The sequence below is a fragment of the Williamsia sp. Y721 genome, assembly GCF_059683565.1.
Map to the genome: position 1 here is coordinate 222,945 of NZ_JCASNH010000002.1, position 23,134 is coordinate 246,078.

A 23,134-nucleotide genomic window follows, 5' to 3' on the forward strand; every position below is an offset into this window, starting at 1 on the left:
ACTGGAACTGGTGTATCTGTCGCTTGCCTAGTTGATCGGCGTGGCGCCGAGCTCACTCGTCAGCAGCGCGATCGCGATCTGCTCGGGGTCCTGACGCGGGTCCGGGGTCGAATTGCGTGCGGTGGCAACCATTTCGTTGCGCTCGTCATCGGTGAGGTCTTCGTCTTTGACGGGCTCGGGAGCCGGTTCCGGTTCAGGCTCCGGTTCGGGTGACTCTTCGTCGCCTGCGCTCGGGGTGGCTGGAGCACCGCGGCTCGGCCGGGTGTAGGTGGCCTGTTTCGCCTCGGGCTTGCGGGTATCGGTTTGCGCGGTCTGGGTTTTCGGCATTGCCGGCATCGCGGACGCCGCATGCACCTGCACCTGCCAGTCGCCGCCGAAAACGTGCGTCATAGCGGCATTGATCACGTCCACCGCGTGCTGCGAACTCAACCGCTGAACGAGTGGCTGTGAGTCGTGGCTCAGGATCAGGGTGCTGCCGTCGATTCCACGGACCGAGGCACCGGAGAGCATCACCTCGGTAACCTTGTTGGCGGCTCGAACCGCGGTCCGGACCTCTTGCCACTTCGCCTGTACCGCAGCCAGATCGAGCCCGGCGGCTGCGACCTTGGGCTCCGGCTCGACCTGTGGTGCGGGCTCAGCGTGATGATCGGGCTCCGGCTCGAAATCAGGTTCGGGCGGCGGCGGGACATCATCGAACGGCGAAGCCGACTCGAGCTCCTGAGCGGGCTCCGATTCCTTTTCTGGCTCGGGCGGTGTCGACACTTCAAACATTGCCGCTGGTTCCGCGGTCGCTGGTTCCGGCGCGGGCTGCGGTTCCGGCGCCACCTCTGGCTCTGGCTCTGGCTCGACCGAAACCGGCTGCGGCGCAGGGATGAGCGCGGGCTCGAGTTCGAGTGCTGGCTCGGGCTCGGGCACAGGCTCGGGGGTCGCCTCGGGCTCGGGGGTCGGCTCGGGCACCAGCGCAAGCTCGGGCTCAGGGGCCGGCTCGGGCACCAGTGCAAGGTCGGGCCCGGGTTCAGACTCCGGAACCGCTGCAGGTTCCACAACCGGTGCAGGTTCCGCGACTGGCGCGGGTTCAGGTTTCGGCTGCGGCGCGGGAGTCGGTTCCGGTTCCGGGGTGGGGGCCGGCACGGGTTCTGGGGTGGGGACCGGAGTCGGTACAGGCGTCTGCGCGGCCTCCGGCTCCGATTCGGCGACGTCGTCCTGCTGTTTACGCTGCGACGGTCGGACAAACTTCGAGGGTGCCGCGTCGATCGGGGGCGCCGCCGGAGCCGCCGACGATACCGACGGAGACCCGGACACCGCAGACGCACCATCACCCGGAGTGGCGATCACGCCACTGGCGAGCTGGGACTCGATGCGCTCGATCCGTTGCAGCACACCGGACTCCGAATCCGACGAGGCCGGCAGCAACATCCGGGCGCACATCACTTCCAGGAGCAGCCTCGGGGACGTGGTCCCGCGCATCTCCCCCAGTGCGTCGTGGACGGTCTCGGCGAAACGGGTCAGTGTGCCCGCTTCGAGCCGGGCGACCTGGGCAACCATCTGCTCGACCTGATCGTCAGGGGCTTCGACGAGTCCTCGTTGCGCGGCATCGGGGACGGCGTTCATCAGGATCAGGTCCCGCAGACGTTCGAGCAGGTCGACCGCGAACCGGCGGGGATCGTGTCCGGCGTCCACCACGGCCTCGACCGTCCCGAACAGCGCGGCGCCGTCGTGGTCGGCCAGTGCGTTGATGGCGTCGTCGATCAACGCCACATCGGTGACACCCAGCAGAGCCAGCGCCCGTTGATAAGTGACACCTTCCGGGCCTGCACCGGCGAGCAGCTGGTCCAGGACACTGAGCGAGTCACGCGGAGAACCGCCGCCCGCCCGGATCACCAACGGGAACACCGTCGGTTCGACGGTGACGTGCTCGCTCGTGCAGATGCGTTCGAGCAATCCGCGCATGGTTGCCGGGGCCAGCAACCGGAACGGGTAGTGATGGGTGCGCGACCGGATGGTGGGCAAGACCTTCTCGGGCTCGGTGGTCGCGAAGATGAAGATCAGATGCTCTGGTGGCTCTTCCACGATCTTGAGCAGCGCGTTGAAACCCGCGTTGCTGACCATGTGGGCCTCGTCGATGATGAACACCCGGTAGCGAGACTCGGCAGGCGCATAGAACGCTTGATCACGCAGTTCGCGGGTGTCGTCGACACCACCGTGGCTGGCGGCGTCGAGTTCGATCACGTCCATGTTGCCCGGGCCACCCGGACCCAGGGCGATGCATGACGAGCAGACGCCACAGGGTGTCGAGGTGGGCCCTTCCACGCAGTTCAGCGAACGGGCAAGGATGCGAGCCGACGACGTCTTGCCACAACCACGCGGACCCGAGAACAGGTAGGCATGGTTGATCCGGCCGGAGTTCAGGGCCACACCCAAGGGCTCGGTGACATGCTCCTGCCCGACAACTTCGGCGAAGGTCGCGGGGCGATAAGTCCGGTAAAGAGCCACGGTGCGAGACTACCGGCGAGGTACGACGGCCGCGGGGTCGGCCAGTGTTGCCTGCCGGACAATCGTGTGCTGAATGCTCACACCGACCACCGGTGTACAGATCAGAAGCCGTCGCTAGTCACGCAAACTATCGCGGACCGCGAGTTCGACCGGTTCAGGAGCAGGCTTCGGAGTCCGCAGCCTCCGGAACTCTGCCGGCCCCCACAGGACCAGCGTCGCCACCGCCGTGACCCCGAAGACCCACAGATACGGCTCGGCTGAGAACCACCGCAGCCAGTCCGGGAACGGTGTCATGAACATGCCTGTCCCGTAGAACGGCGTGAATCCCATTGCACCGCCCGGCAGGTGGTTGCGCCAGGTGAAGGCCGTGGTGAACAGCGCGGCCGGGAGCAACAGCGTCACCGGCAACACCCAGGTCCGCCCGGAGCGCCACGCCGCGATGGGCAGGTGGACCAGGTAGACGAGCAGGGGCACGAACCAGACCCAGTGGTGTCCCCAGCTGAACGGGGAGACCGCGGTCGCCGTCATGCCGGTCAGGCACAGCGCCAGGAGTTCCTGCCCATGCCGATGCGCGAGAAAGGCCGCGCCCATCCCGATCACGACCGCGACGACCACCAGCACCGCCCACACCAGCTGATTGGGATCGACGGTTTTGAACGTTGTGGCGAGCGCACCCTTGATCGACTGATTGCTGGGTGCATCGATCGGCCCGACGCGTTCGGAGTTGATCACCCGATCGGTCCAGTACTTCCACGATTGCCCAGGTGTCACCAGGAACCCGAGAGCAATCGTGCACACGATGGTCACGGCGGCAACCACAATTGCGCGCCAGCGTCGGGTGACCGCGAGGTAGAGGACGAAGAAGCCCGGGGTGAGTTTGATACCCGCTGCGAGGCCGACACCGATCCCCTTGAGCCGACTGCCATCCGGCCGCAGCAGATCCCACAGCACGATCGCCATCAGGAAGACATTGATCTGTCCGTACCAAATGGTGGTCCGAACCGGTTCGAGCAACGTCGAGCAGCACACCAGCGCCGCGGAAACCACCAGCAACCGCCAGTCGACGCGGTAGCCCAAGCTCCGAAACGACGCCACGATCACATAGAACAGCGCCGCGAAGATCAGTACGGTCCACACCACATCGGCCGAGCCGACCGCGAGCCAGGCAAACGGCTGGAAGACGATCGTGGAGAACGGGGTGTAGGTGTAGAGCAACCCGTTCGGCAGCATCGGGGCTTCGTACAGCGGTTGCCCGTGCAGCAGGTGCAGCGCACCTTGACGGTAGACATGCAGGTCGACCTGGTTTTCGAAGAGGCCGAAGACGTTGGCGTCCAGCGGTATGAAGGTGACCTGGACGTAGACCGCGAGCACGGCGGCGACCACGAACCCGGCGAGCAGCCAGAGACTGGTCGGGAAACGCAGTCGCGTCGACGAAGGCGTGGCGTCGTCAGTGGGCACTTTTCCGCCTTCCCCCAGCAGTGACTCCGCCAGGAATGTTAGCCCGCTGACACCCGTTCGGCCCTGCGGCTTGCCGTGAGGCAGATGATGCTGACCACAGCGACCACCAGGAACATCCAGTTGTAGGGGTCGTAGGTGAACCACCGGAGCCAGGTGATCCCGAACTTGTGGAACAGTCCGGTGAAGTAGCCATTGGGTAGAACCCGCTCGATCTGAAGCACCGGATGGTCCAGGTAGGTGCGCCAGACGAAGGTGGTGAGCAGCATCGCCAGCGCACCCACCGCGGCGAGGATCCGGAGCGCAGGCGTCCGTGCAGACAGCACCAGGTGCACCACGATCACCAGCATCGGAACCACCCACACCCAGTGATGACCCCACGACATCGGCGACACCACCGTGCCCGTCATCCCGACCAGTGTGATCGCCAGCAGCTCGTGACCGGCGCGATGGGCAAGGGAGGCCGCGACCATGCCGAGTACCAGCGCCGCCAGCGCCAGCGTGCCCCACACGAGGATGTTCGGGCTGTCCGTCTGCCCCAGGTTCGCCAGGGCGCCGCGGATGGACTGATTGCCAACGGTATTGGGCGCGCCCACCCGCTCGGAGTCGATGAACGTCCCACTCCAGTACTTCCACGAGTCACGCGGCATCACGAGAAAGCCGATGACCACGGTGCCGACGAGTCCCGCGCAGGCGACGACCACCGACCGCCAGTTCCGGTTGATCGCCAGATAGAACACGAAGATCAGCGGCGTCAGTTTGATGCCTGCCGCGATCCCGACACCCAGACCGCGCAGCCGACTGTCCTTTTCGCGCAGCAGGTCCCACAGGATCAACAGCATCAGGAACACGTTGATCTGGCCGTACCACATCGTGGTGCGTACCGGCTCCATCAATGTGGAGATCAACACCAGCGACATCGCCATCGTCCGCACCGGCCAGGTGATCCGATAGCCGAGATTCTTGAAGCTGAGCGTCATCACGAAGTACAGCGCGATGAAGATGCCCGCCATCCACACGACCCGGGCCATCTCCACGGTCATCAACGCAAACGGGACGAACACGAACACCGACGCCGGGGCGTACGTGTAGTCCATGACTCCGACGAGCTTGGCCTCGTACAGCCGGTGCCCGTCGATGACGGCCTGGGCACCCTGCCGGTAGACCTCGAGGTCGAGCTGGTTGCCGAACAGGCCCCAATAGGGCTCGTCCAGCGGGACCGCCAGATGCTGAAGCCAGATCGCCAGCAGTCCGAGCACGACAGAGACCACCACGACGGCGGCAGGCCACGGCACGGTCCGTCCAGGATGGGATTTTCCTGCGGTTTTCTCTGCGTGCGACTCTGCGGTGACGGACTCGGAGTCCATCGGATTGTGCTCGCTCAACGACCTGTCCGGTCACCACACGCGTGCATGTCAGCCCTGCTGTTCGAGCAACTGCTCCGCCGACGCGAGCAGGACACAGGTCGCCACACCGTCCATGGCCACACGAAGCTCCTCGAGGCCGGGGAACGTCGGGGCCAACCGGATGTTGCGGTTGTTCGGGTCTTTTTCGTACGGGAACGCCGAGCCGGCACCCGTCAGCGAGATCCCGGCTTCCTTGGCCAGCGTGATGACGCGGGCCGCGGTGCCGTCGATGACGTCGAGGCTGATGAAGTAGCCGCCCTCGGGTTCGGTCCAGGACGCGACCTTGGCGCCGCCGAGCCGTTCTTCGAGGATCTGCAACACCATCGCGAACTTCGGCACCAGCAACTCGCGATGCTTGGCCATGTGGGCCCGGACGCCGTCGGCGTCCTTGAAGAAACGAAGGTGACGCAGCTGATTCAGTTTGTCCGGACCGATGGTCTTGATCGAGACGTGGCGCTGGTACCAGGCCAGGTTCTCCGCCGACGATCCGAAGAACGAGACACCGGCCCCGGCAAAGGTGATCTTGGATGTCGAGGCAAGGACCAACGGCCGGTTCGGGTTACCCGCAGCCGCGGCGAGCCCGAGGACATCGATCGGGGCCGGGGGCTCGTCGACGAGGGTGTGCACGACGTACGCGTTGTCCCAGATGATGCGGAAGTCGGGAGCTGCGCTCTTCATCGACATCAGACCGCGGGCGACCTCGGGACTGTAGGTCGCGCCGGTCGGGTTCGAGTACGTCGGGACGCACCACATGCCCTTGATCTGGGGATCCGATGCGACCAGGTCCGCGCAGAAGGCGACGTCGGGACCGTCGTCGTTCATCGGCACGGTGATCATCTCGATCCCGTAGGACTCGCTGATCGCGAAATGACGGTCGTAGCCGGGCGACGGGCACAGGAACTTGATCGGGCCGCGCCCCCACGGCTCGGCGGAATCGGGAGTGCCGTGCAGAAGGGCGAACACGACGAGGTCGTGCATGATCTCCAGGCTGGCATTGCCGCCTGCCAGGAGATTGTCGGTGGGGATACCGAGCAGTTCACCGAAGATCGCGCGCAGCTCGGGCAGACCGGTGACGCCGCCGTAGTTGCGGGTGTCGGTTCCGTTGCCGTCGCGGTAGTCGTCGGCACCGGGCAGTGACAGCAGTTCGGCCGACAGATCGAGTTGCGCTGGGGCAGGCTTGCCTCGGGTGAGGTCCAACTTGAGGCCGGCATCGACGAGCGCTTGGTACTTCGCACGCAGCTCGGATTGGGTGGCGGTCAGCTGGTCAGCACTCATCGAGTGGAAATTCACTACGGCCTTTCCCGGAACGACCCCGCCCCGGAACTGTGGTTGCGCGGAGGTACGCGCAGAACAGCGGATCTGCTCGGAAACAAAGTAGGGGACCCCGCGCACCCGGCAGAGCCCGCTGACCCTTGCTGCCTTCCGGCCCTGGGGGAGTTCACAGGATGCTCGCCGCGCGGGATCCAGAAACGAGTGTAGCGGGCCGACCGCAGAGAGCGAAAACTTACCCTCTGAGCAGCCCGTTTTTGGCGAGTGCGCCTGGAGCCGGTAAGCTGCCGGACGGAGGATTCGCCTAGTGGCCTATGGCGCTCGCCTGGAACGCGGGTTGGGTTAATAGCCCTCAGGGGTTCGAATCCCCTATCCTCCGCCAGAAGGACGAAATATCGAGATCGCCCCGTATTTCCATACGGGGCGATTTCGTTTTTCAGCTCCCCGCAAACGGGTCAGGTGTCGTCTCTGGCGCGTGATGGCTGCACCCGTTTGGGTTCACCCGGCATCTTCGGATAGCTCGGCGGATACGGCATGTCCCCCAATCCATCCCGTTCATCTCGCGCCACCATTTCGAGGAGCGGTTCGAGACCGCTGCGATGAGAGTCGATGTCGGACATGGGATCACCACGCCTGGCCAACAAGTCCGGGACGGTGGCGATGGTGCAATCCAACGGATCGACGTCAGAGAGCTCTTCCCAGGTGACCGGTGTCGAGACCGTTGCCGTCGGGGTGCGACGGGCCGAGTAGCCGGCGGCCATCGTCCGGTCACGCGCGTTCTGGTTGAAGTCGATGAAGATCCGTTCCCCGCGCTCTTCCTTCCACCACGACGTGGTGATCGCCGAACTGTCGCGGCGTTCGAGCTCTCGGGCCAGTGCGATGACGGCCCGCCGGGTCGAGATGAAGTCCCACTTCGGTTCGATCGGCACGAACACGTGTAGTCCGCGGCCGCCCGAGGTCTTCGGATAGCCGTGCAGCCCCAGCTCGTCGAGTAGCGGATGCAGGACGTCGATCGCCACCCGGCGCGCGTCCGAGAAATCGGTACCTGGTTGCGGGTCCAGGTCGATGCGGAGCTGGTCGGGGTGATCGTTGTCCGGTGCGATGGTGGGCCACGGATGGAACGTGATCGTTCCCAGGTTGGCGGCCCAGACGATATCGGGTGCGCTTTTTGTTCGGATTGCATCGGCCTTACGCCCCGACGGGAACGTGATCGACGTCGACTCCACGTGCTCGGGACGCTTGGCCGCGACCCGCTTCTGGTAGATCTCTTCGCCTTCGATCCCATCGGGGAAGCGCTGCAGGAACGTCGGGCGATCACGTAGTGCGGTCAACAGCGCACCCTGCAGCGCAACGGTGCGGTAGTACCCGACGAGATCGCGTTTGCGGCCACCGTTCTCACCGAGTTCCGGAAAGTAGATCTTGTCCGGATTCGACAGTCGCACAGGCGTTCCGTCGACATCGAGTTCCTCCGCCGGTGATCTGGCCATCAGTTCTGCCCCTCCAGTACGTCGAACAGGTCGTAGGTCAATGGCACCTCGAGTTGGTCGTAGCCGCAGCTCTCCGGTTCGCGATCCGGGCGCCAGCGCACGAACTGAACCGTGTGGCGAAACCGTTGCCCTTCCATCTGGTCATAGCCGACCTCGACCACGAGCTCCGGACGGATCGGAATCCATTGTGCCGAACCCTTTTCCTTCCACCGGCTGGGTTCACCTTCGGCGACGTTGTCCGGGTCCAGCCGCATCGGTTCGAGCAGTTGCTGCAGCTCGATCCGTTTGGCGTCGGAGAACGCTCCGGCCCCACCGACCATCCGCAATTCCCCCTCGTCGTACAGGCCGAGCAGCATCGAACCGAGTCCGGTTCCACTCTTGTGGACGCGATACCCGATCACCACGCAGTCGGCGCTGCGCTTGTGCTTGACCTTGACCATCTCGCGCTTGCCCGGAAGATAGCGGCCATCAAGGCGTTTGCTGACCACACCGTCGAGGCCGGCACCCTCGAACTCGGAGAACCATTGGTGCGCCAACTCGGCATCGGTGGTCACCCGGCTGACCCGGCAGCGACCGGCGCCGGGTATCGCTTCGAGCAGCGCCGCCCGACGGACCGCGAACGCCTCACTTGTCAGGTCCCGGTCCCCCATCGCCAGCGCATCGAAGCCGATGAACATTGCCGGGGTCTGCTCGGCAAGCATCGTCACGCGGGACTTGGCGGGGTGGATCCGGATCGACAACGCATCCCAGCTGAGGCGTCGGACGCCGCCCAGATCTGCCTGGACGCCGATCTCACCGTCGACAACAACCTTGTCGGGCAACTCATCTCGGGCCGCCTCGATCAGCTCCGGAAAGTAGCGGCCCAGGTCTTTGCCGCCGCGCGACCCGATGACCACCTCGTCGCCGTCGCGGAAGATGATGGCGCGAAATCCGTCCCACTTGGGCTCATGCGACCACACCTCGACGCCGGGCTCATCAGGGATCTTTACCGCGGCCTTGGCCAACATCGGCACCACCGGCGGCATCACAGGGAGGTCCATGACCGTCAATACTTCCACTTGTAGGCTCGTGGGGTGGACTATCGCGGGGGTGGACGGTACGCGCCGTCGCCGTCAGGAGACCTGCATGTCGGTAATCTTCGTACCGCCCTGTTGGCCTGGATGTTTGCTCGAACCACCGGCCGCACATTCCGGATGCGGATGGAAGACCTCGATCGGGTGGCCGCCGGATCCGCCGAGCGACAACTCGCTGACCTGGCCGAACTCGGTATCGACTGGGATCCGCCGATCATGTGGCAGTCGCAGCGGCTCGCCAATTACAACAACACGATCGCTGAGCTGCATGATCGCGGCCTGACCTACAACTGCTACTGCACCCGACGCGAGATCTCGGAAGCGCCATCGGCGCCACACGGTCTCGCGGGTGCGTACCCGGGAACCTGCCGGAATCTGACAACCGCTGCGGAGCAGGCCCACATCGACGCCGGACGACGACCGGCGATCCGACTGCGCGCCGACGTCACCGAGTTCACCGTGTCCGATGTGCTCAAGGGTCGGTTCACCGGGCCGGTCGACGATTTCGTGTTACGTCGCGGCGACGGGATCCCGGCCTACAACCTGGCGGTGGTCATCGACGACAACGCCCAAGCCGTCGATCAGGTTGTCCGCGGCGACGACCTGCTGAGTTCGGCGCCCCGGCAGAGTTATCTCGCAACAATGCTCGGGCTGACACCTCCCTCGTACGCACACGTCCCGATGGTCCTGAACACCGAGCGCAAACGGCTTGCCAAACGCGACGGCGCCGTCACCCTGGCCGATCTGGAGGCAGGCGGCGTGGACACACAGCGTGTCCTGTCGCTGATCGCGAACTCGTTGAATCTCGCGGATCCCGGCGAGTCGGTCTCCGCCGACCTGATGCTCGCCCGGTTCGTTCCGGCGAGCCTGCCATCCGAACCGTGGATTCTCGACCCTGCAGACCTCTTGCGCCACTGATACACGCGGGCTGGTCGACGGTCATTCAATCGGGATATCTATCGGTTCGGCTCTCGTTTCAGCCGACACTCCCGGCTTAAGGTCACTCATCAAATCGACAACCGACGGGGCATACCCCCCGCGAGAGGACGTTCCCATGAGTGGTCCCCAGTACCCCGGATCCGAGCCGTATCCCGGCCCCGGCCCGGACGCCAACCCTCCCCCGCTGCAAAAGCCGGGCTCCTACCCGCCGCCATCGAACGGTGGATCTCCCTACGGACAACCCGCGGCCCCCTACGGCGGGCCAGATCCCCAGTACGGTCAGCCCGGTCCCCAGTACGGTCAGCCCGGGCCGCAACCCGGTCCCGGTGCGCCTGCCGATGTGGGAATCCGCCTGGCCGCCAGGGTCATCGACTGGCTCATCGTCGCGATTCCGATGAACATCATCTACACGGCGCTCTTCTGGGTGGCCCCGTGGTTCATCGCACTGATCGTCGGTTTCGTACTGTCCTTCGCGGCGTACGCGTATTTCGTCTACTTCGAGACCCAGCAAGAAGGCGCCACTGTCGCCAAGAAGCTGCTGAAGCTCAAAGTGGTTGGTGCACAAGGCGGCATTCCGACCATCGACGAATCTGCCAAACGGAACGGCTGGATGCTCGTCGGCGTCCTGGCCTGGTTGCCGATATTCTTCCTGCCGCTGTTCCTCGGCTTCATCTGGATCGGTCTGGCCGTCTCCATCGCCGTCACGATCAACAGCGACCCCCGCAACCAGGGGTGGCACGACAAGTTCGCAGGCGGCACCTCGGTCGTCAAGACCGCCTGATCACTTGGCCGCGGCGCCCGCGTAGTACCGGCCGAGGAACTCGTCCCGGAACTCGAAATAGTTGCCGTCGATGATGGCCTGGCGCGCCCGCTCCACCAGCGTCACGATGAAGTGCTCATTGTGAATGGTGCAGAGTGTGGCCGCCAGGCCTTCTTTGGCCTTGAACAGGTGATGAATGTACGCACGCGTGTATTGCGTTGTGTAGTTCTGCATCTCAGGGTCCAGCGGCGTGAAGTCGCGGCGGAACCGGCTGTTGGTCACGTTGTAGCGACCATCGAGTGAATAGATCGCACCGTTGCGTGCCACGCGGGACGGTGAGACGCAGTCGAACGTGTCGATACCGCTTTCGATCGCGGTGAAGATGTCGTCGGGTTCGCTGATACCGAGCAGGTGCCTGGCCTTGTCGACCGGCAATTCCTCGTTGACCCACCGGACGATGGTGCCGAGATTCTGCTTCTCGAGCGCACCGCCGATGCCGTAGCCACCAAATCCGCGGCCGCCTTCGGCGACATCTTTTTCGCTCATCGTCACCAGGTCGCGGGCCGCTTTACGGCGCAGGTCCTCGTACTGCGCACCCTGGATGACACCCCACAGCGACTGCAACGGGCGGTGGCTGCGCTCGGAGGTGAGCCGATTGTGTTCGGCCAGACAGCGAATCGCCCACAGTCGGGTCCGCTCCAGCGAAGTCTCTTGGTAGGCGCGGGTATTCATCAACGTGGTCAGTTCGTCGAACCCGAAGATGATGTCGGCACCGAGCTGATGCTGGATCTGCATCGAGACCTCCGGCGTGAACCGATGGGTCGATCCGTCCAGATGTGACTTGAACGTCACACCGTCATCGTCGACGCGGGCCAGTCGTTCTTTGCCCTCGGCGATGACGTCGTCGTTCTGCATCCCGGTCAGGTCCATCGCGATGACCTTCTTGAACCCGGCACCCAGTGACATGACCTGGAAGCCACCACTGTCGGTGAATGTCGGTCCGGGCCAGTTCATGAACTTTCCGAGACCACCGGCCTCGTCGATGATGTCCGGGCCCGGCTGCAGGTACAGGTGGTAGGCGTTGGCGAGCACCGCCTGCGCACCGAGGTCGCGGACGGCTTCCGGCACAACGGTTTTGACGGTCGCCTTGGTACCAACCGGGACAAACGCCGGCGTCTTGATCTCCCCGTGTGGGGTGCTGATCACACCGGTACGGCCGAGGGTGCCGGGCAGGGTGGCCCCGACCGTGAAAGTACGGTCGGGGCCTTCGTCGATATTGCTCACCGCTGCATCCTCGCAGCCGGTGACCCTGCCCGGCAAAACAGACTCCTGCGCCGGGATCTGACGCGGGTCAGATCTTCACCTCGGCATCCGCCTCGCGGGCGGCCTCCTCGGCAGCCAGCGTCTTGTTCAGCTTTTCGCCTTCGATGTCGACGTCGGGCAGGATCTTGTCCAGCCACTTCGGCAGCGACCAGGCCTTGTCACCGAGTAGTGCGAGCACTGCCGGGATCACGGTCATGCGGATGACAAAGGCGTCGAAGAAGACCGCTGCGGCCAGCGCGAAGCCCATCGCCTTGATGAAGACCATGTCCTGCAGCATGAATGCGGCAAACACCGAGATCATGATCGCGGCTGCCGCAGCCACCACCCGGGCGCTGTGACTGAAGCCGTCAACGATGGAGTCCTTGGCAGACTTCCCGTGCACGTACGCCTCCCGCATACGACTGACCAGGAACACCTGATAGTCCATCGCCAGGCCGAACACGATGCCGATCAGGATGATCGGCAAGAAGCTGACCAGCGGTTGCGGATTGCCCACCAGCCCCAGGTCACCGTCCGTGAAGATCGCCACCGTGGCACCGAAGGTCGCGCCGATGCTGAGAAGGAAGCCCAACGCGGCGGTCAACGGCACCAGGATCGACCGGAAGACGATCATCAGCAAGATGAACGCCAATCCCACGACCACGATCAGATATGGGACGAGCGCCGACGAGAGCTTGTCGGAGACATCGATCTCGATGGCGGTCTGGCCGGTGACGCCATAGGTCAGCCCGGTGCTCTCGGCGACGTCGGACTCCATCCCGCGCAGGTCCTTGACCAGGTCCGTGGTTGCGTCGTCTCCGGCAGCACTGTCCGGGATCACCGAGATGATGGCGGTTTCGGTGTTGCTGCTGATGTCTCCGGGGCTGATCACGGCAGCGGAGACATCGTCTACGCCGCGGATCTGGTCGACCAGACCGTCGAAAGCCTCGATCCGCTGCGATTCACCCTCGATACCGCTGCCGTCGACGACCACCACAAACGGATTGTTCACGCCCGGCCCGAAGCCTTCGGAGACCATGTCGTAGGCCTGGCGCTGTGTGGTGCTCGGATCACCGTTGCCATCGTTCGGCAACCCCAGTTTGAGTCCGGTCATCGGGATCGTGATCAGCGCCAGCAGCACAATGCCACCGATGGCGAAGACCGCCGGGCGCCGGACGACCTGATTGATCCAGCGCTGACCGTTGTGGCGGCGAGCCGGGTCGTGCGGTGTCACATCCGGCGGGTTGAGCGACTTGATGCGTCCGCCGAACACCTTCTCGCCGAAGATGCCGAGGATGGCGGGAAGCAGGGTCAACGCGACGAGAACGGCAACCAGGACGGTGCCTGCCGCGGCCAGACCCATCGCCGTCAGGAACGGGATGTTGACGATGAACAGCGCCGCCAGGGCGATGAACACGGTGGCACCGGCGAACACCACTGCCGATCCGGCCGTGCCGACAGCTTTGCCGGCAGCCTCGGCGCGGGTCTTGGACCGATGAACCTCATGCCGGTACCGCGACAAAATGAACAGTGCGTAATCGATACCCACCGCCAGGCCGATCATCGTGGCCAAGATCGGGGTCTCGGAGCTCAGATCGAAGAAGAACGTTGCTGCGGTGACGCCCATCATGCCGATGCCCACACCGATGATCGCGGTGATCAGAGGCATGCCCCACGCAACCAGCGATGCGAAGGTCAGGATCATCACGATGGCACCTACGGCGACACCGATCAGCTCGGACGTCATACCCATTGCCGACTGGGGCAGTGCGGTGCCCGACATCTCGACGGTCAGACCACTGGCACGGGCCTGATCGGCGATCTCATCCATCTGGGTGTGGGCGGTTTCGCTGACGTCGGCTGCGGCCTCGGCATCAAACGCGGCACCCAACTGGACCATGGTCGCGTCGGCATTGATCGGCGAGGTCACCTGCGCGTCGGTCTGCGCCTCCTGCGCCGGGGTACCAAAGGTCTGCTCGTTGAACTGCACCACCGCGTCACGCCCGGGTCCGGGGTTCTGCTGCGTCCCATAGGTGTCAAACGGGTTCGCGATCGACTCGGGCGCCTTCACGCCGTCGAACTGCTTCATCTGATCAACCATGGTGTTGATCGCAGACTGGTACTGCGGCTCGGTCAGCGTGCTACCGGCAGGCGCCTGCACCACGTAGCTGATCGAGATGTTCTCGGAGAACTTCGGCTTCTCCGGGAAGGCCTCGACCATCTCGTTCTGGGCCGTGACCGACGGGACACCGGGAATGGTGAAACTCTCTGACGTCGGCTTCGAGAGCGTTGCGGCGGCCACGCCCATCCCGACGAGCACAAGCAGCCAGATCGCCACCATCTTGAATTTGTTCAGATAGGCCCATCTGCCTATCCGGTAAAGATATGTAGCCACGTGCGGGGCTTCCTTCCATCGGGATTTTCGTTTCAGGAGGTTTTTGGGGTCAGGGTTTGGCGGGACCCGGCGCCGGTCCGGTAAAACCGGCCTTCGTCACCGCGAACGCCTCACCGAGGAATCGCCGCAGATCGTCGTGCGGAGCGGCTCCCTCGGTCCACATCTCCAGAGCCACGCGCAGAGTGCAGAGTGCGTTGGTGAAGACGAGCCGTTCGACAAGCCCGAGAGCAGTTGTCGGGCCGCGTGCGGTGACGACCTCGGTGAACCGGGCCTTCTGCACATCGGTCATGTCGCTGTGCTCCTTGTGCGCGACCAATGTCGGCTCGGTCTCGAGCAGCCGGATCAGGGTGGCGAACTGGCCCGGTACCGCGTCCGTATCACAGGCAATCTCGGTCAATCCGTATTCGACTGCATCCCACAGGGATTCATCAGCCGGTCGGGATTCGATGTGGTCGGCCATCCGCCCGAGGACAACACCGACAAAGTAGATGAGCGCATCCTCTTTACCGGTGAAGTAGTTGTGGAAGGTCCGCGCCGAGACGCCGACCTCAGCCGCCACGGTGTCGACCGAAACCGATTCCAAACCACCATCAGCGGCGTGACGGAGCACCGCGGTCGCCAAGGCGAGCCGCGTGGCGGCCTTCTTGGATTCACGAAGTCCCATTTGCTCCATGCAACCCACCGTACGGAAATTGCAGTGTTCTGAAAATTTTCTGACGGGTGCAATATTGACGGATCAGTCACACGCCAGGTGCGTTGGTGACCCGCGTCACCGACCGCGGAAGTGGGCCGGTCTCTTCTCCCGGAATGCCGTCACACCCTCGGTGAAATCGTCGCTCTGCCACAGAGCAACGTGATTCTCGACCTCATCGTCGAGAACATCCGACCGATCGCGCGCAGACTTCCCCATCTGCGACTTGATGGCCGCCAGCGCCAGCGGCGGCCCCTGCGCAAGGCGATTCGCATCTGCCAGAGCAGATTCCAGCGACGTTCCGGGATCGACCACCGAGTCGACCAGCCCCAGGCGGCCGGACTCTTCACCACCGATGCGACGCGGCAACATCAGCAACTGTTTCGCTGCAGGCATGCCGATCCGGGCAGGCAAGCTGACGAAGATGCCCATGTCACCGGCGAGGCCGACAGCGGTGAAGGTCGTCCCGAATGAACTGTCACGTGCAGCCACCACCCGATCGCAGGCAAGCGCCAGCGCTGCCCCGGCGCCGAACGCCGGTCCCTCAACCGCTGCCACAACGGGTTTCGAGCCGTTCCAGATCGCCCGGACCACTCGCGCGGCCGCCTGACCACGGCTTCGGGCCTGGTCAGGGGACAACGGACCCATCGTGGAGATGTCCCCGCCCGAACAAAAGAAGCCTCCGGCACCGGTGATCACCACTACCCGGACACCGGAATCGTCCATGGCCGATTCGATGGCCTCGGCCAGTGCGATTCGCAACGGGAGGTCGATGGCGTTGCGGACGTGTGGGCGGTTGAGAGTGATCAACCGGACCGCGTCAAGGTGCTCGACCAGAACCGGTGCACCATCGATCGTCGACGAACCACTCATCGCGTGTTGTCTCCCTGCGTCTTCCGCTTCGGACCTACCTATTGATTCCTAGCAGCGCACGATCTGCGCCGGACCCCGTTCCGGCTTTCGGCGAGCAAGTACCCACGGTTCGCTACGGTTGGCGCATGCGCGCAGCGATCTCCAAACTCCTCGGGGCCACGATTGTTGCCGGAAGCCTGGCACTGGCACTGACCGCCTGCTCCGACGACGACTCCGCACAATCGGATGATTCGCCACCGTCGTCGGCACAGGTTGTCACCACCGACACCTCGGCTGCGATCCCGCCTGCGACCGGCAGTACGGCCGTTCAGAATTCGAACGCGCCTGCCGTCCCGGGGCCGTCGTTGCCCCCGGCAACATCGATCCCGGAATCGAAACTGCTGCCCGACCTCGATGGCACCCGTTGCGACACCGTGAACGGACCGGACGGGGCGTTGCACGTCATCATCCTCGAAGGCAGCTCGATCGACTGCGCCGTGGCGATGCCGATCGCCGACGAATACGCACCCATGATCGCGACCGGTAAACCCCAGCAGGTCCAGGGGTGGGACTGCGGCCCCTCACAAACCCGCGGAGTGCTTTCCAACTGCACCAGTGGCGCCGACACCATCTCGTTTTCGATCGAGTAACCCACGGAGACTCGACCTTCACTCGAAGTCCAGTTCGAATCGGTTTAGAAATCCGATATTTCAGGAAACCCATCTACATCTGGCGTCGTCACGAAGCCCCTGTGCCCGCCAGAACGCACCAGATGAGGAGTATTTCCATGAATCGAATTGCGCGCACGACCACAGGTGTTCTCGCCGCTGTCGCAGGTAGCGCGGCATTGGCCTTTGCCGCTGCACCGGGGGCATCCGCCGCCCCGGTGTCCATCTGCCCGGCCCTACCAGGGCAATCAGCCACAGCCGAGGACTGCTCGGCCGCTTCCGGGCCGACCGGATTGACCCTGGCCATCACGCTTGACGATGGCACCGCCTATGCAATCGGAGACAACTTCGCCGGACCCGCAGCCATCGCCATCGGTCCCGGAGCAGAGGTAAACATGGAAGGCGTGAAACCGGGTCTCGCGATCGGTATCGCCGGCCCCGGTGGCCAGGTCACCGTGGACGGAGTCAACCGTGCCACCTGCACAGATGGCCCCGGCTTCGCGGGGGACTTCCAGACACTGACCGGCTGCTTCAACGACGGGACCATGCAGATCCCGCTGGGCTGACCGTTCACTTAGCCCTATCGCTCCATCCCCAGGTGCTCTATGTTCGAATTCGCCGCTGTGTGCTGTCGGATCTCCCGGAGCACGGGCATCTGGGGATGGAGGCACAGTGCTTCGGACAGTGTTCAACGAAGAACATGAAGCTTTTCGCAAGGTGATTCGCGATTTCATCAATCGCGAGGTCGTTCCGGTGCACCACGAGTGGGAGGTGCAGGGGCATCCGCCCCGCGAGTTCTACAACCGACTCGGCGAGTTGGGCATCCTCGGCATCGAAGCCCCCGAGGAGTTCGGTGGCGGCGGTTCGGACTCGTTCAAGTTCACGGCGATCGTCACCGAGGAGGCCGCCCGCGCCGGCGTCACGTTCGGCTCGTATTCGGTGCACTCCAACCTGATCCTGCCGTACCTGGTCGAATACGCGACCGAGGAGCAGAAGAAGCGTTGGCTCCCCGGATTCATCTCCGGTGAGATCATGACCGCCATCGCGATGACCGAGCCGGGCACCGGATCGGACCTGGCCAACATCGCCACCACTGCCAAACTGTCAGAGGACGGCGAGTACTACACCCTCAGCGGTTCCAAGACGTTCATCACCGGTGGCGCGCTCGCCGACCTCATCCTGGTGGTCTGCCGGACCGCATCCAGCACCTCGGAGAACCGGCGCGCGGGGCTGACCATCCTGTGCGTCGACACCACGTCGGAGGGTTTCTCGGTGGGTCGCAAGCTCGAGAAGATCGGGCTCAAGGCCTCGGACACCGCCGAGCTGTCGTTCGACAACGTCCGGGTGCCGGTCACCGATCGCCTCGGTGAAGAGGGCGAAGGTTTCAACTACCTCACCCACAATCTCGCCCAAGAGCGTCTGACCATCGCGCTACAGGCTTCGGCCTCCGCCCAGGCAGCCCTGCAACACGGCATCAACTACGTCAAGGAACGCACCATTTTCGGTAAGCCGTTGGCGTCGTTCCAGAACTCCAAGTTCGTTCTGGCCGAGTGCGCCACCGACGTCGATGCCATCGTCTTGATGGCCGACCACGCACTCGAATTGCACGACCAGCGACAACTCAGCGTTCCCGACGCCGCGAAAGCCAAGCTCTTCTGCACGGAGGGCGCCGGCCGGGTCATCGACAAGTGCCTGCAGCTGCACGGCGGCTACGGATACGTCACCGAGTACCCCATCGCCCGCCTCTACGCCGACACCCGTGTCTCGCGTATCTACGGCGGAACCAGTGAGGTCATGAAGACCATCATCGCGAAATCCCTTGGTATCTAGCCAACTTCGTTCATCAATCAATAGCCCTCTCACCTCAGGAGACATACGCAGATGCGTGATGCAGTGATCGTCGATGCCGTCCGCAGCCCGGTGGGCAAAAGGAACGGCGGACTGGCCGGAGTCCATCCGGTTGACCTGTCGGCCCAGGTTCTCCAAGCCCTGGCCGCCCGCAACAACCTCGACCCCGCCACCGTCGACGACGTGATCTGGGGTTGTGTCTCGCAGGTCGGCGAACAGGCCGCATGTATCGGCCGATACGCGCTGCTGGCCGCAGGCTGGCCCGAAGAGGTTCCCGGTTTCACCGTCGACCGCCAGTGCGGCTCGTCGCAACAGGCCGTTCACCTCGCGGCGGCCGGTGTCATCGCAGGCCACTACGACATCGCCGTCGCCGGTGGCGTCGAGTCGATGTCACGGGTTGTCATGGGGGCGACGCGTGCGGGCGGACTCCACGGGGAGCCATACGGCCCGATGGTCCGGGCACGGTATGACAACTTCGCGTTCAATCAGGGCACCGGCGCGGAGATGATCGCCGACGAATTCGGGCTCAGCCGTACCGATCTCGACCAGCACGCCCTCGACTCGCACGAGCGTGCGGCCACCGCCATCGACGAAGGTCGTTTCACCGACCAGATCGCGCCGATCACGGTGACGGGCGAAGACGGGACCACCACGGTGGTGACCACCGACGAAGGCGTGCGCCGTGGCGGCACACTCGAAAAGCTCGGTGCGCTCAAGACCCCGTTCAAGGAAGACGGCGTCGTCTCGGCGGGCAATGCCTCGCAGATCTCCGATGGGTCTGCGGCACTGCTGGTGACCACCAGCGAGATCGCGGCGGCCAATGGTTGGACACCGTTGGCACGCGTGCATTCGGTGGCCGTGGTCGGTGCTGATCCGATCACCATGCTCAAGGGCCCGATCCCGGCCACGGCAAAGGTTTTGGCGCGCGCCGGGATGTCGATCGACGACATCGGGACCTTCGAGATCAACGAGGCGTTCGCCTCGGTATCACTCGGATGGCAGCGTGCCACGGGTGCCGACTACAAACTGCTCAATCCCGAAGGTGGCGCGATGGCACTGGGCCATCCGCTCGGCGGATCGGGCGCGCGCTTGATGACGACCATGATCCACCGCATGCGCAGCAACGGAATTCAGTTCGGTCTGCAGTCGATGTGCGAGGGCGGCGGCATGGCCAACGCGACCATCATCGAACTGGTCTGAGTCGTCCCGCATCCCTTGCCCGTGCAGGCTTTTCGTCCGCATACCGGAGTTGCACAGTGCCGGTGAGTGATCGGAAGAGCCTGCACGCCAAGGGGATCATTCTCCGGTGAAGTCCCCCACGCGTCGATCGTTGAAGGCTGCCAGCGCTTCTCGATGATCCTCGGTCGGATGCGACAGGGCCTGCAGGGCCGCCGACAGTTCCAGGAATCCGTCGAAATCCTGCCGACCCGATTCGCGCAGTAGCCGCTTCGTGGCGCGCAGTGCATGCGGCGGGTTCACGGCGACCCGCGCGGCGAGTTCCCGGGCGGTGGTCAGCAGGTCCTCGGGTTCGACGACCCGCGAGACCAGCCCCCAGTCCAATGCGGTCGCGGCATCGACGCGATCGCCGGTGAACGCCATCTCGGCAGCCCGCGCGGCGCCGACAGCCCGCGGCAACAGCCACGCGCCGCCGTCACCCGGGATGATCCCGAGCTTGACGAAACTCTCCGCGAAGAACGCCTTCGTGGAGGCGACGCGCATGTCGCACATCAGCGTCAGGTCACAACCCGCGCCAACCGCCGGGCCGTTGACGGCCGCGATGATCGGCACTTCGCAGGTGTACACCGCACGTGCCAAACGCTGGATCCCACGCCGGTAGCCCTGAAAGATCTGATGCGGCTTTCCGCCGAACATGCCGTTGCGATCGACCATGTCCTTGACATTGCCGCCCGCCGAGAACGCACTGCCCGCACCGGTGAGGATCACCACGCGGGTCTGCGGATCGGTGTTCGCGAGCTGAACCAACTCGACCAGCCGATCCACCACCTCGTCCCCGGAGATCGGGTTGCGGCTCTCCGGCAGGTTCAGCGTCCAGGTGGTGACGTGACCCTCGGTCTGGGCAAGGACAACATCGTTCGCGGCAGTCATCACGCGATCCTATCCACCAGACGATGGTCGGCTACCCGCGCGCAGCCGAATATTCAGTAAGCACACTCGCCGAATTGGAATCACGTTAAAATTGGCCAGCTCTGATGCGTCGTCGCACCGCGCGGCGGGTCGCCTCACCCGGCGGCAACAAGTGGCCACCCGAAAAAGACAGACACGTTGTCAGCGAACAGGATTCGAATGTTTGCATTCATCGCACGCGTCGTTGTCGGTCACCCGTGGCGAGTGATTGCGGGTTGGGCCGTGATCGCGTTGCTCATCATCGTGTTCTCGCCCAGCCTCGGGGATCACACCAGCGGCAACAATCAGGATTTTCTTCCCAAATCGTTCGAGTCGGTGAAGGCGCAAAAACTCGCCGACGAATACTTTCCCGCCTCTGCAGGCGCCACCGGCACGCTGGTGATCTCACGGACCGATGGTGCTCCACTGTCGACCACGGATCAGCAGACCGCCCTCGGACTCGCCACCACGTTGCAGAACGAGAAGATCCCGGGCGTCACCGCGGTCACCGGCAGCGAAGAGTCCTTCTCGCCGGATGGAAAAGTGGCCGTCCTGCAGGTGTCCTTTGCCGGCCAGGCAGGCGCCGACGACGTCGATGACGCGGTGCCAAAGGTGCGCAAAGCCGCCGACAAAGCGCTGGAGGGCACCGGCCTTCGAGCCGGCCTGACGGGCAACGCCTCGATCCTGGTCGACACCGACTCGGCATACGACAATGCCGAGAACATCATCACCATCGCGACCGTCATCGTCATCGTGCTCACCCTGGGTCTGGTCTTCCGCAGCCCGATCATCGCGGTGGTACCCATCGTCGTGATCGGCATCGTCTACCTTGCGGTTCGCGGCGTGACCGCCTTTGCCACCGATCTGTTCGACTTCAAGGTTCCCAACACCCTCGATGCCATATTGCTGGTGGTTCTCTTCGGAGTTGGTACCGACTACATCGTGTTCCTGCTCTTCCGATATCGGGAACATCTGCGACAGGGCGCCAACCACCACGAAGCGCTACTCCAGTCGACCAGGGTGATCGGACGGGTGGTCGCTTCATCCGCCATCACCGTGATCGGCGCGTTCGCCGCCCTGTTCCTGGCCAGGCTCGGCTTGTTGAATTCGCTTGCACCCGGGCTGATCATCGCCGTGGCGCTCATGCTGATGACCGCCCTGACATTGATACCCGCACTCTGCGCCGTGCTGGGCAAGTACCTGTTCTGGCCGCTGGGTCCGGGCACCGAGTCGAAGCGGTCGCCCTATGGTCCCATCAGTCGATTTGTCGGACACCGCCCGGCAATTGTGGTGGTGATCGTCGCCGCCGGGCTGATCGTGTTGACGGTTTTCGCGCCGTCATACAAATCGACATACGACACGCTCAACGAAATGCCTTCTGACACCCCCTCTCTCGAGGCCTACAACACCCTTTCCGCATCTTTCCCCCAAGGTGCACTCAGTCCCACTCAGGTGTACGTCAAGACCGAGGGGCCGGTTCCACAAGACGAATTGGCAACGCTCAGCAGCAATCTCAGCAAGGTCCCCGGTGTGGCATCGGTGTCGGAACCCAGGATCAGTACGGACGGCACAGCAGCGGTGATGGAGGTCATCCTGACCGACGGGCCATATACATCCGGCGCACTCGATCTCGCCAAAGGTCCACTCAACAAGGCCGCCCAGAGCTCGATACCCGATGCCGAAGTACTCGTCGGGGGCGAGTCGGCGACACTCGCGGACGTCCGCTCGCAACTCGATTCGGATAGCAAACGGGTGTTCCCGGTGGCCGTGGTGATCGTGGGCCTCATTCTCGGGTTGCTGCTCCTATCCGTGCTCGCACCACTCAACCTGCTCGTCTGCGTGGGTCTCACCTTCGGTGCCACCCTCGGAGCGGTTGTCATCGTCTTCCTGTTCGCCGCAGGACTCGACGGGATCGACTTCACAACGCCGATCGTCCTCTATCTGTTCGTGGTGGCCATCGGGACCGACTACAACATCCTGCTGAGCGAGCGCATCCGAGAAGAGTTCCTGAACGGCCATCGACCTGCCGAGGCCGCCAGGATCGCCGTCGCGGGCAGCGGACCCACGGCCGCCGCAGCAGGCACCATCCTCGCGTTGACCTTCGCCTCGCTGATCCTCACCGGGCTGGACAATCTGCGGGAACTCGGGACCGGCGTGGCAATCGGTGTACTGCTGGCCTCACTGGTGATGGCGCCGATGTTGGTCCCCGGACTCTCGGTGTTGCAGAGGAGCGCATTCTGGTGGCCGACGAAACGATCCAAACCGCCTGCGGCTGACGCCGATGCAGACGCACCCGGCCCGGGAGGCGACGGACCGAAGTCGCCAGAACCTATTGTTCATTGACCAAATCCGCAGGCTCCCCGACGAGTAGC

18 protein-coding genes, 1 tRNA gene and 1 other RNA gene are annotated in these 23,134 nt (G+C 64.1%); 8 read left to right on the plus strand and 12 right to left on the minus strand.

Translation table 11 applies throughout. The features are described from left to right. Window positions 1-27 precede the first annotated feature (27 nt). From AC56PL_RS09755 to ffs, 5 genes are all read right to left on the minus strand, one after another. Entirely contained in the window at window positions 28-2,493 is a 2,466-nt protein-coding gene (locus tag AC56PL_RS09755) for a DNA polymerase III subunit gamma and tau (RefSeq protein WP_497153699.1), read from the minus strand. A gap of 114 nt (window positions 2,494-2,607) precedes the next feature. After that, complete coding sequence (locus tag AC56PL_RS09760; RefSeq protein WP_497153700.1) at window positions 2,608-3,951, minus strand: glycosyltransferase 87 family protein; 1,344 nt, start codon at window positions 3,949-3,951, stop codon at window positions 2,608-2,610. Between the two features lie 38 nt (window positions 3,952-3,989). Further along, window positions 3,990-5,333: a glycosyltransferase 87 family protein gene (locus AC56PL_RS09765; protein ID WP_497153701.1), complete on the minus strand. Its 1,344-nt coding sequence runs from the start codon at window positions 5,331-5,333 to the stop codon at window positions 3,990-3,992. 30 nt (window positions 5,334-5,363) lie between these two features. Next, window positions 5,364-6,644: an aspartate aminotransferase type Ic gene (locus AC56PL_RS09770; RefSeq protein WP_497153702.1), complete on the minus strand. Its 1,281-nt coding sequence runs from the start codon at window positions 6,642-6,644 to the stop codon at window positions 5,364-5,366. A gap of 82 nt (window positions 6,645-6,726) precedes the next feature. Further along, window positions 6,727-6,823, minus strand: an RNA gene (ffs, locus tag AC56PL_RS09775) — signal recognition particle sRNA small type. Window positions 6,824-6,916: 93 nt separating this feature from the next. Between ffs and AC56PL_RS09780 the strand changes: the two genes are divergently transcribed. Next, window positions 6,917-7,005 (plus strand) — tRNA-Ser (locus AC56PL_RS09780). 73 nt (window positions 7,006-7,078) lie between these two features. Here the strand turns inward: AC56PL_RS09780 and AC56PL_RS09785 are convergent. Both AC56PL_RS09785 and AC56PL_RS09790 read right to left on the minus strand, forming a co-directional pair. After that, complete coding sequence (locus AC56PL_RS09785) at window positions 7,079-8,113, minus strand: non-homologous end-joining DNA ligase LigD (protein ID WP_495515941.1); 1,035 nt, start codon at window positions 8,111-8,113, stop codon at window positions 7,079-7,081. Then, a complete protein-coding gene (locus AC56PL_RS09790) occupies window positions 8,110-9,150 on the minus strand; it encodes an ATP-dependent DNA ligase (RefSeq protein ID WP_497153703.1) in 1,041 nt (346 codons plus the stop codon). Before AC56PL_RS09790 ends, AC56PL_RS09785 begins: the two co-directional genes overlap by 4 nt. Window positions 9,151-9,183: 33 nt before the next feature. Here AC56PL_RS09790 and gluQRS point away from each other — a divergent pair, with 33 nt between their 5' ends. After that, entirely contained in the window at window positions 9,184-10,101 is a 918-nt protein-coding gene (gluQRS, locus tag AC56PL_RS09795) for a tRNA glutamyl-Q(34) synthetase GluQRS (RefSeq protein ID WP_497153704.1), read from the plus strand. 136 nt (window positions 10,102-10,237) lie between these two features. After that, window positions 10,238-10,903, plus strand: a complete 666-nt coding sequence (locus AC56PL_RS09800) for an RDD family protein (protein ID WP_497153705.1) — start codon at window positions 10,238-10,240, stop codon at window positions 10,901-10,903. On the opposite strand, the gene tgt is transcribed toward AC56PL_RS09800, so the two are convergent. The 4 genes from tgt to AC56PL_RS09820 form a co-directional block, all read right to left on the minus strand. After that, complete coding sequence (gene tgt, locus AC56PL_RS09805) at window positions 10,904-12,166, minus strand: tRNA guanosine(34) transglycosylase Tgt (RefSeq protein ID WP_495513516.1); 1,263 nt, start codon at window positions 12,164-12,166, stop codon at window positions 10,904-10,906. Window positions 12,167-12,233: 67 nt separating this feature from the next. Continuing rightward, window positions 12,234-14,579, minus strand: coding sequence for an MMPL family transporter (locus AC56PL_RS09810; RefSeq protein WP_495513517.1), 2,346 nt, complete (start codon window positions 14,577-14,579; stop codon window positions 12,234-12,236). Between the two features lie 49 nt (window positions 14,580-14,628). Then, the gene (locus AC56PL_RS09815; protein WP_495513518.1) at window positions 14,629-15,252 is read right to left on the minus strand and encodes a TetR family transcriptional regulator; all 624 of its coding nucleotides are present in this window, start codon (window positions 15,250-15,252) and stop codon (window positions 14,629-14,631) included. Window positions 15,253-15,348: 96 nt separating this feature from the next. Beyond that, entirely contained in the window at window positions 15,349-16,143 is a 795-nt protein-coding gene (locus AC56PL_RS09820) for an enoyl-CoA hydratase/isomerase family protein (RefSeq protein ID WP_497153706.1), read from the minus strand. A gap of 125 nt (window positions 16,144-16,268) precedes the next feature. On the opposite strand from AC56PL_RS09820, the gene AC56PL_RS09825 reads away from it, so the two are divergent. The 4 genes from AC56PL_RS09825 to AC56PL_RS09840 all read left to right on the plus strand — a co-directional run bounded on the left by AC56PL_RS09825 (window position 16,269) and on the right by AC56PL_RS09840 (window position 19,838). Continuing rightward, a complete protein-coding gene (locus AC56PL_RS09825; protein WP_495513520.1) occupies window positions 16,269-16,772 on the plus strand; it encodes a hypothetical protein in 504 nt (167 codons plus the stop codon). Window positions 16,773-16,909: 137 nt separating this feature from the next. Then, a complete protein-coding gene (locus tag AC56PL_RS09830) occupies window positions 16,910-17,356 on the plus strand; it encodes a hypothetical protein (RefSeq protein WP_495513521.1) in 447 nt (148 codons plus the stop codon). Between the two features lie 106 nt (window positions 17,357-17,462). Continuing rightward, window positions 17,463-18,620 carry an acyl-CoA dehydrogenase family protein gene (locus AC56PL_RS09835; protein WP_497153707.1) on the plus strand — a complete coding sequence of 386 codons (1,158 nt, stop codon included), beginning with the start codon at window positions 17,463-17,465 and terminating at the stop codon, window positions 18,618-18,620. 51 nt (window positions 18,621-18,671) lie between these two features. Then, window positions 18,672-19,838, plus strand: coding sequence for an acetyl-CoA C-acyltransferase (locus AC56PL_RS09840; RefSeq protein WP_495513523.1), 1,167 nt, complete (start codon window positions 18,672-18,674; stop codon window positions 19,836-19,838). A 96-nt stretch (window positions 19,839-19,934) separates the two neighbouring features. Here the strand turns inward: AC56PL_RS09840 and AC56PL_RS09845 are convergent, their stop codons facing one another. Further along, complete coding sequence (locus AC56PL_RS09845; protein WP_495513524.1) at window positions 19,935-20,744, minus strand: crotonase/enoyl-CoA hydratase family protein; 810 nt, start codon at window positions 20,742-20,744, stop codon at window positions 19,935-19,937. A 198-nt stretch (window positions 20,745-20,942) separates the two neighbouring features. Here AC56PL_RS09845 and AC56PL_RS09850 point away from each other — a divergent pair, with 198 nt between their 5' ends. Continuing rightward, on the plus strand, window positions 20,943-23,105 hold the full coding sequence (locus tag AC56PL_RS09850) for an MMPL family transporter (RefSeq protein ID WP_497153708.1): 2,163 nt from the start codon (window positions 20,943-20,945) through the stop codon (window positions 23,103-23,105). Window positions 23,106-23,134: the final 29 nt, after the last annotated feature.

Excerpts from the sequence above, each read along its gene's own strand:
- AC56PL_RS09800 (WP_497153705.1), top strand. The coding sequence starts at position 10,238 with ATGAGTGGTCCCCAGTACCCCGGATCCGAGCCGTATCCCGGCCCCGGC.
- AC56PL_RS09845 (WP_495513524.1), bottom strand. The coding sequence starts at position 20,744 with ATGACTGCCGCGAACGATGTTGTCCTTGCCCAGACCGAGGGTCACGTC.
- AC56PL_RS09830 (WP_495513521.1), top strand. The coding sequence starts at position 16,910 with ATGAATCGAATTGCGCGCACGACCACAGGTGTTCTCGCCGCTGTCGCA.
- AC56PL_RS09815 (WP_495513518.1), bottom strand. The coding sequence starts at position 15,252 with ATGGAGCAAATGGGACTTCGTGAATCCAAGAAGGCCGCCACGCGGCTC.
- AC56PL_RS09790 (WP_497153703.1), bottom strand. The coding sequence starts at position 9,150 with ATGGACCTCCCTGTGATGCCGCCGGTGGTGCCGATGTTGGCCAAGGCC.
- AC56PL_RS09850 (WP_497153708.1), top strand. The coding sequence starts at position 20,943 with ATGTTTGCATTCATCGCACGCGTCGTTGTCGGTCACCCGTGGCGAGTG.
- AC56PL_RS09840 (WP_495513523.1), top strand. The coding sequence starts at position 18,672 with ATGCGTGATGCAGTGATCGTCGATGCCGTCCGCAGCCCGGTGGGCAAA.
- AC56PL_RS09820 (WP_497153706.1), bottom strand. The coding sequence starts at position 16,143 with ATGAGTGGTTCGTCGACGATCGATGGTGCACCGGTTCTGGTCGAGCAC.
- AC56PL_RS09825 (WP_495513520.1), top strand. The coding sequence starts at position 16,269 with ATGCGCGCAGCGATCTCCAAACTCCTCGGGGCCACGATTGTTGCCGGA.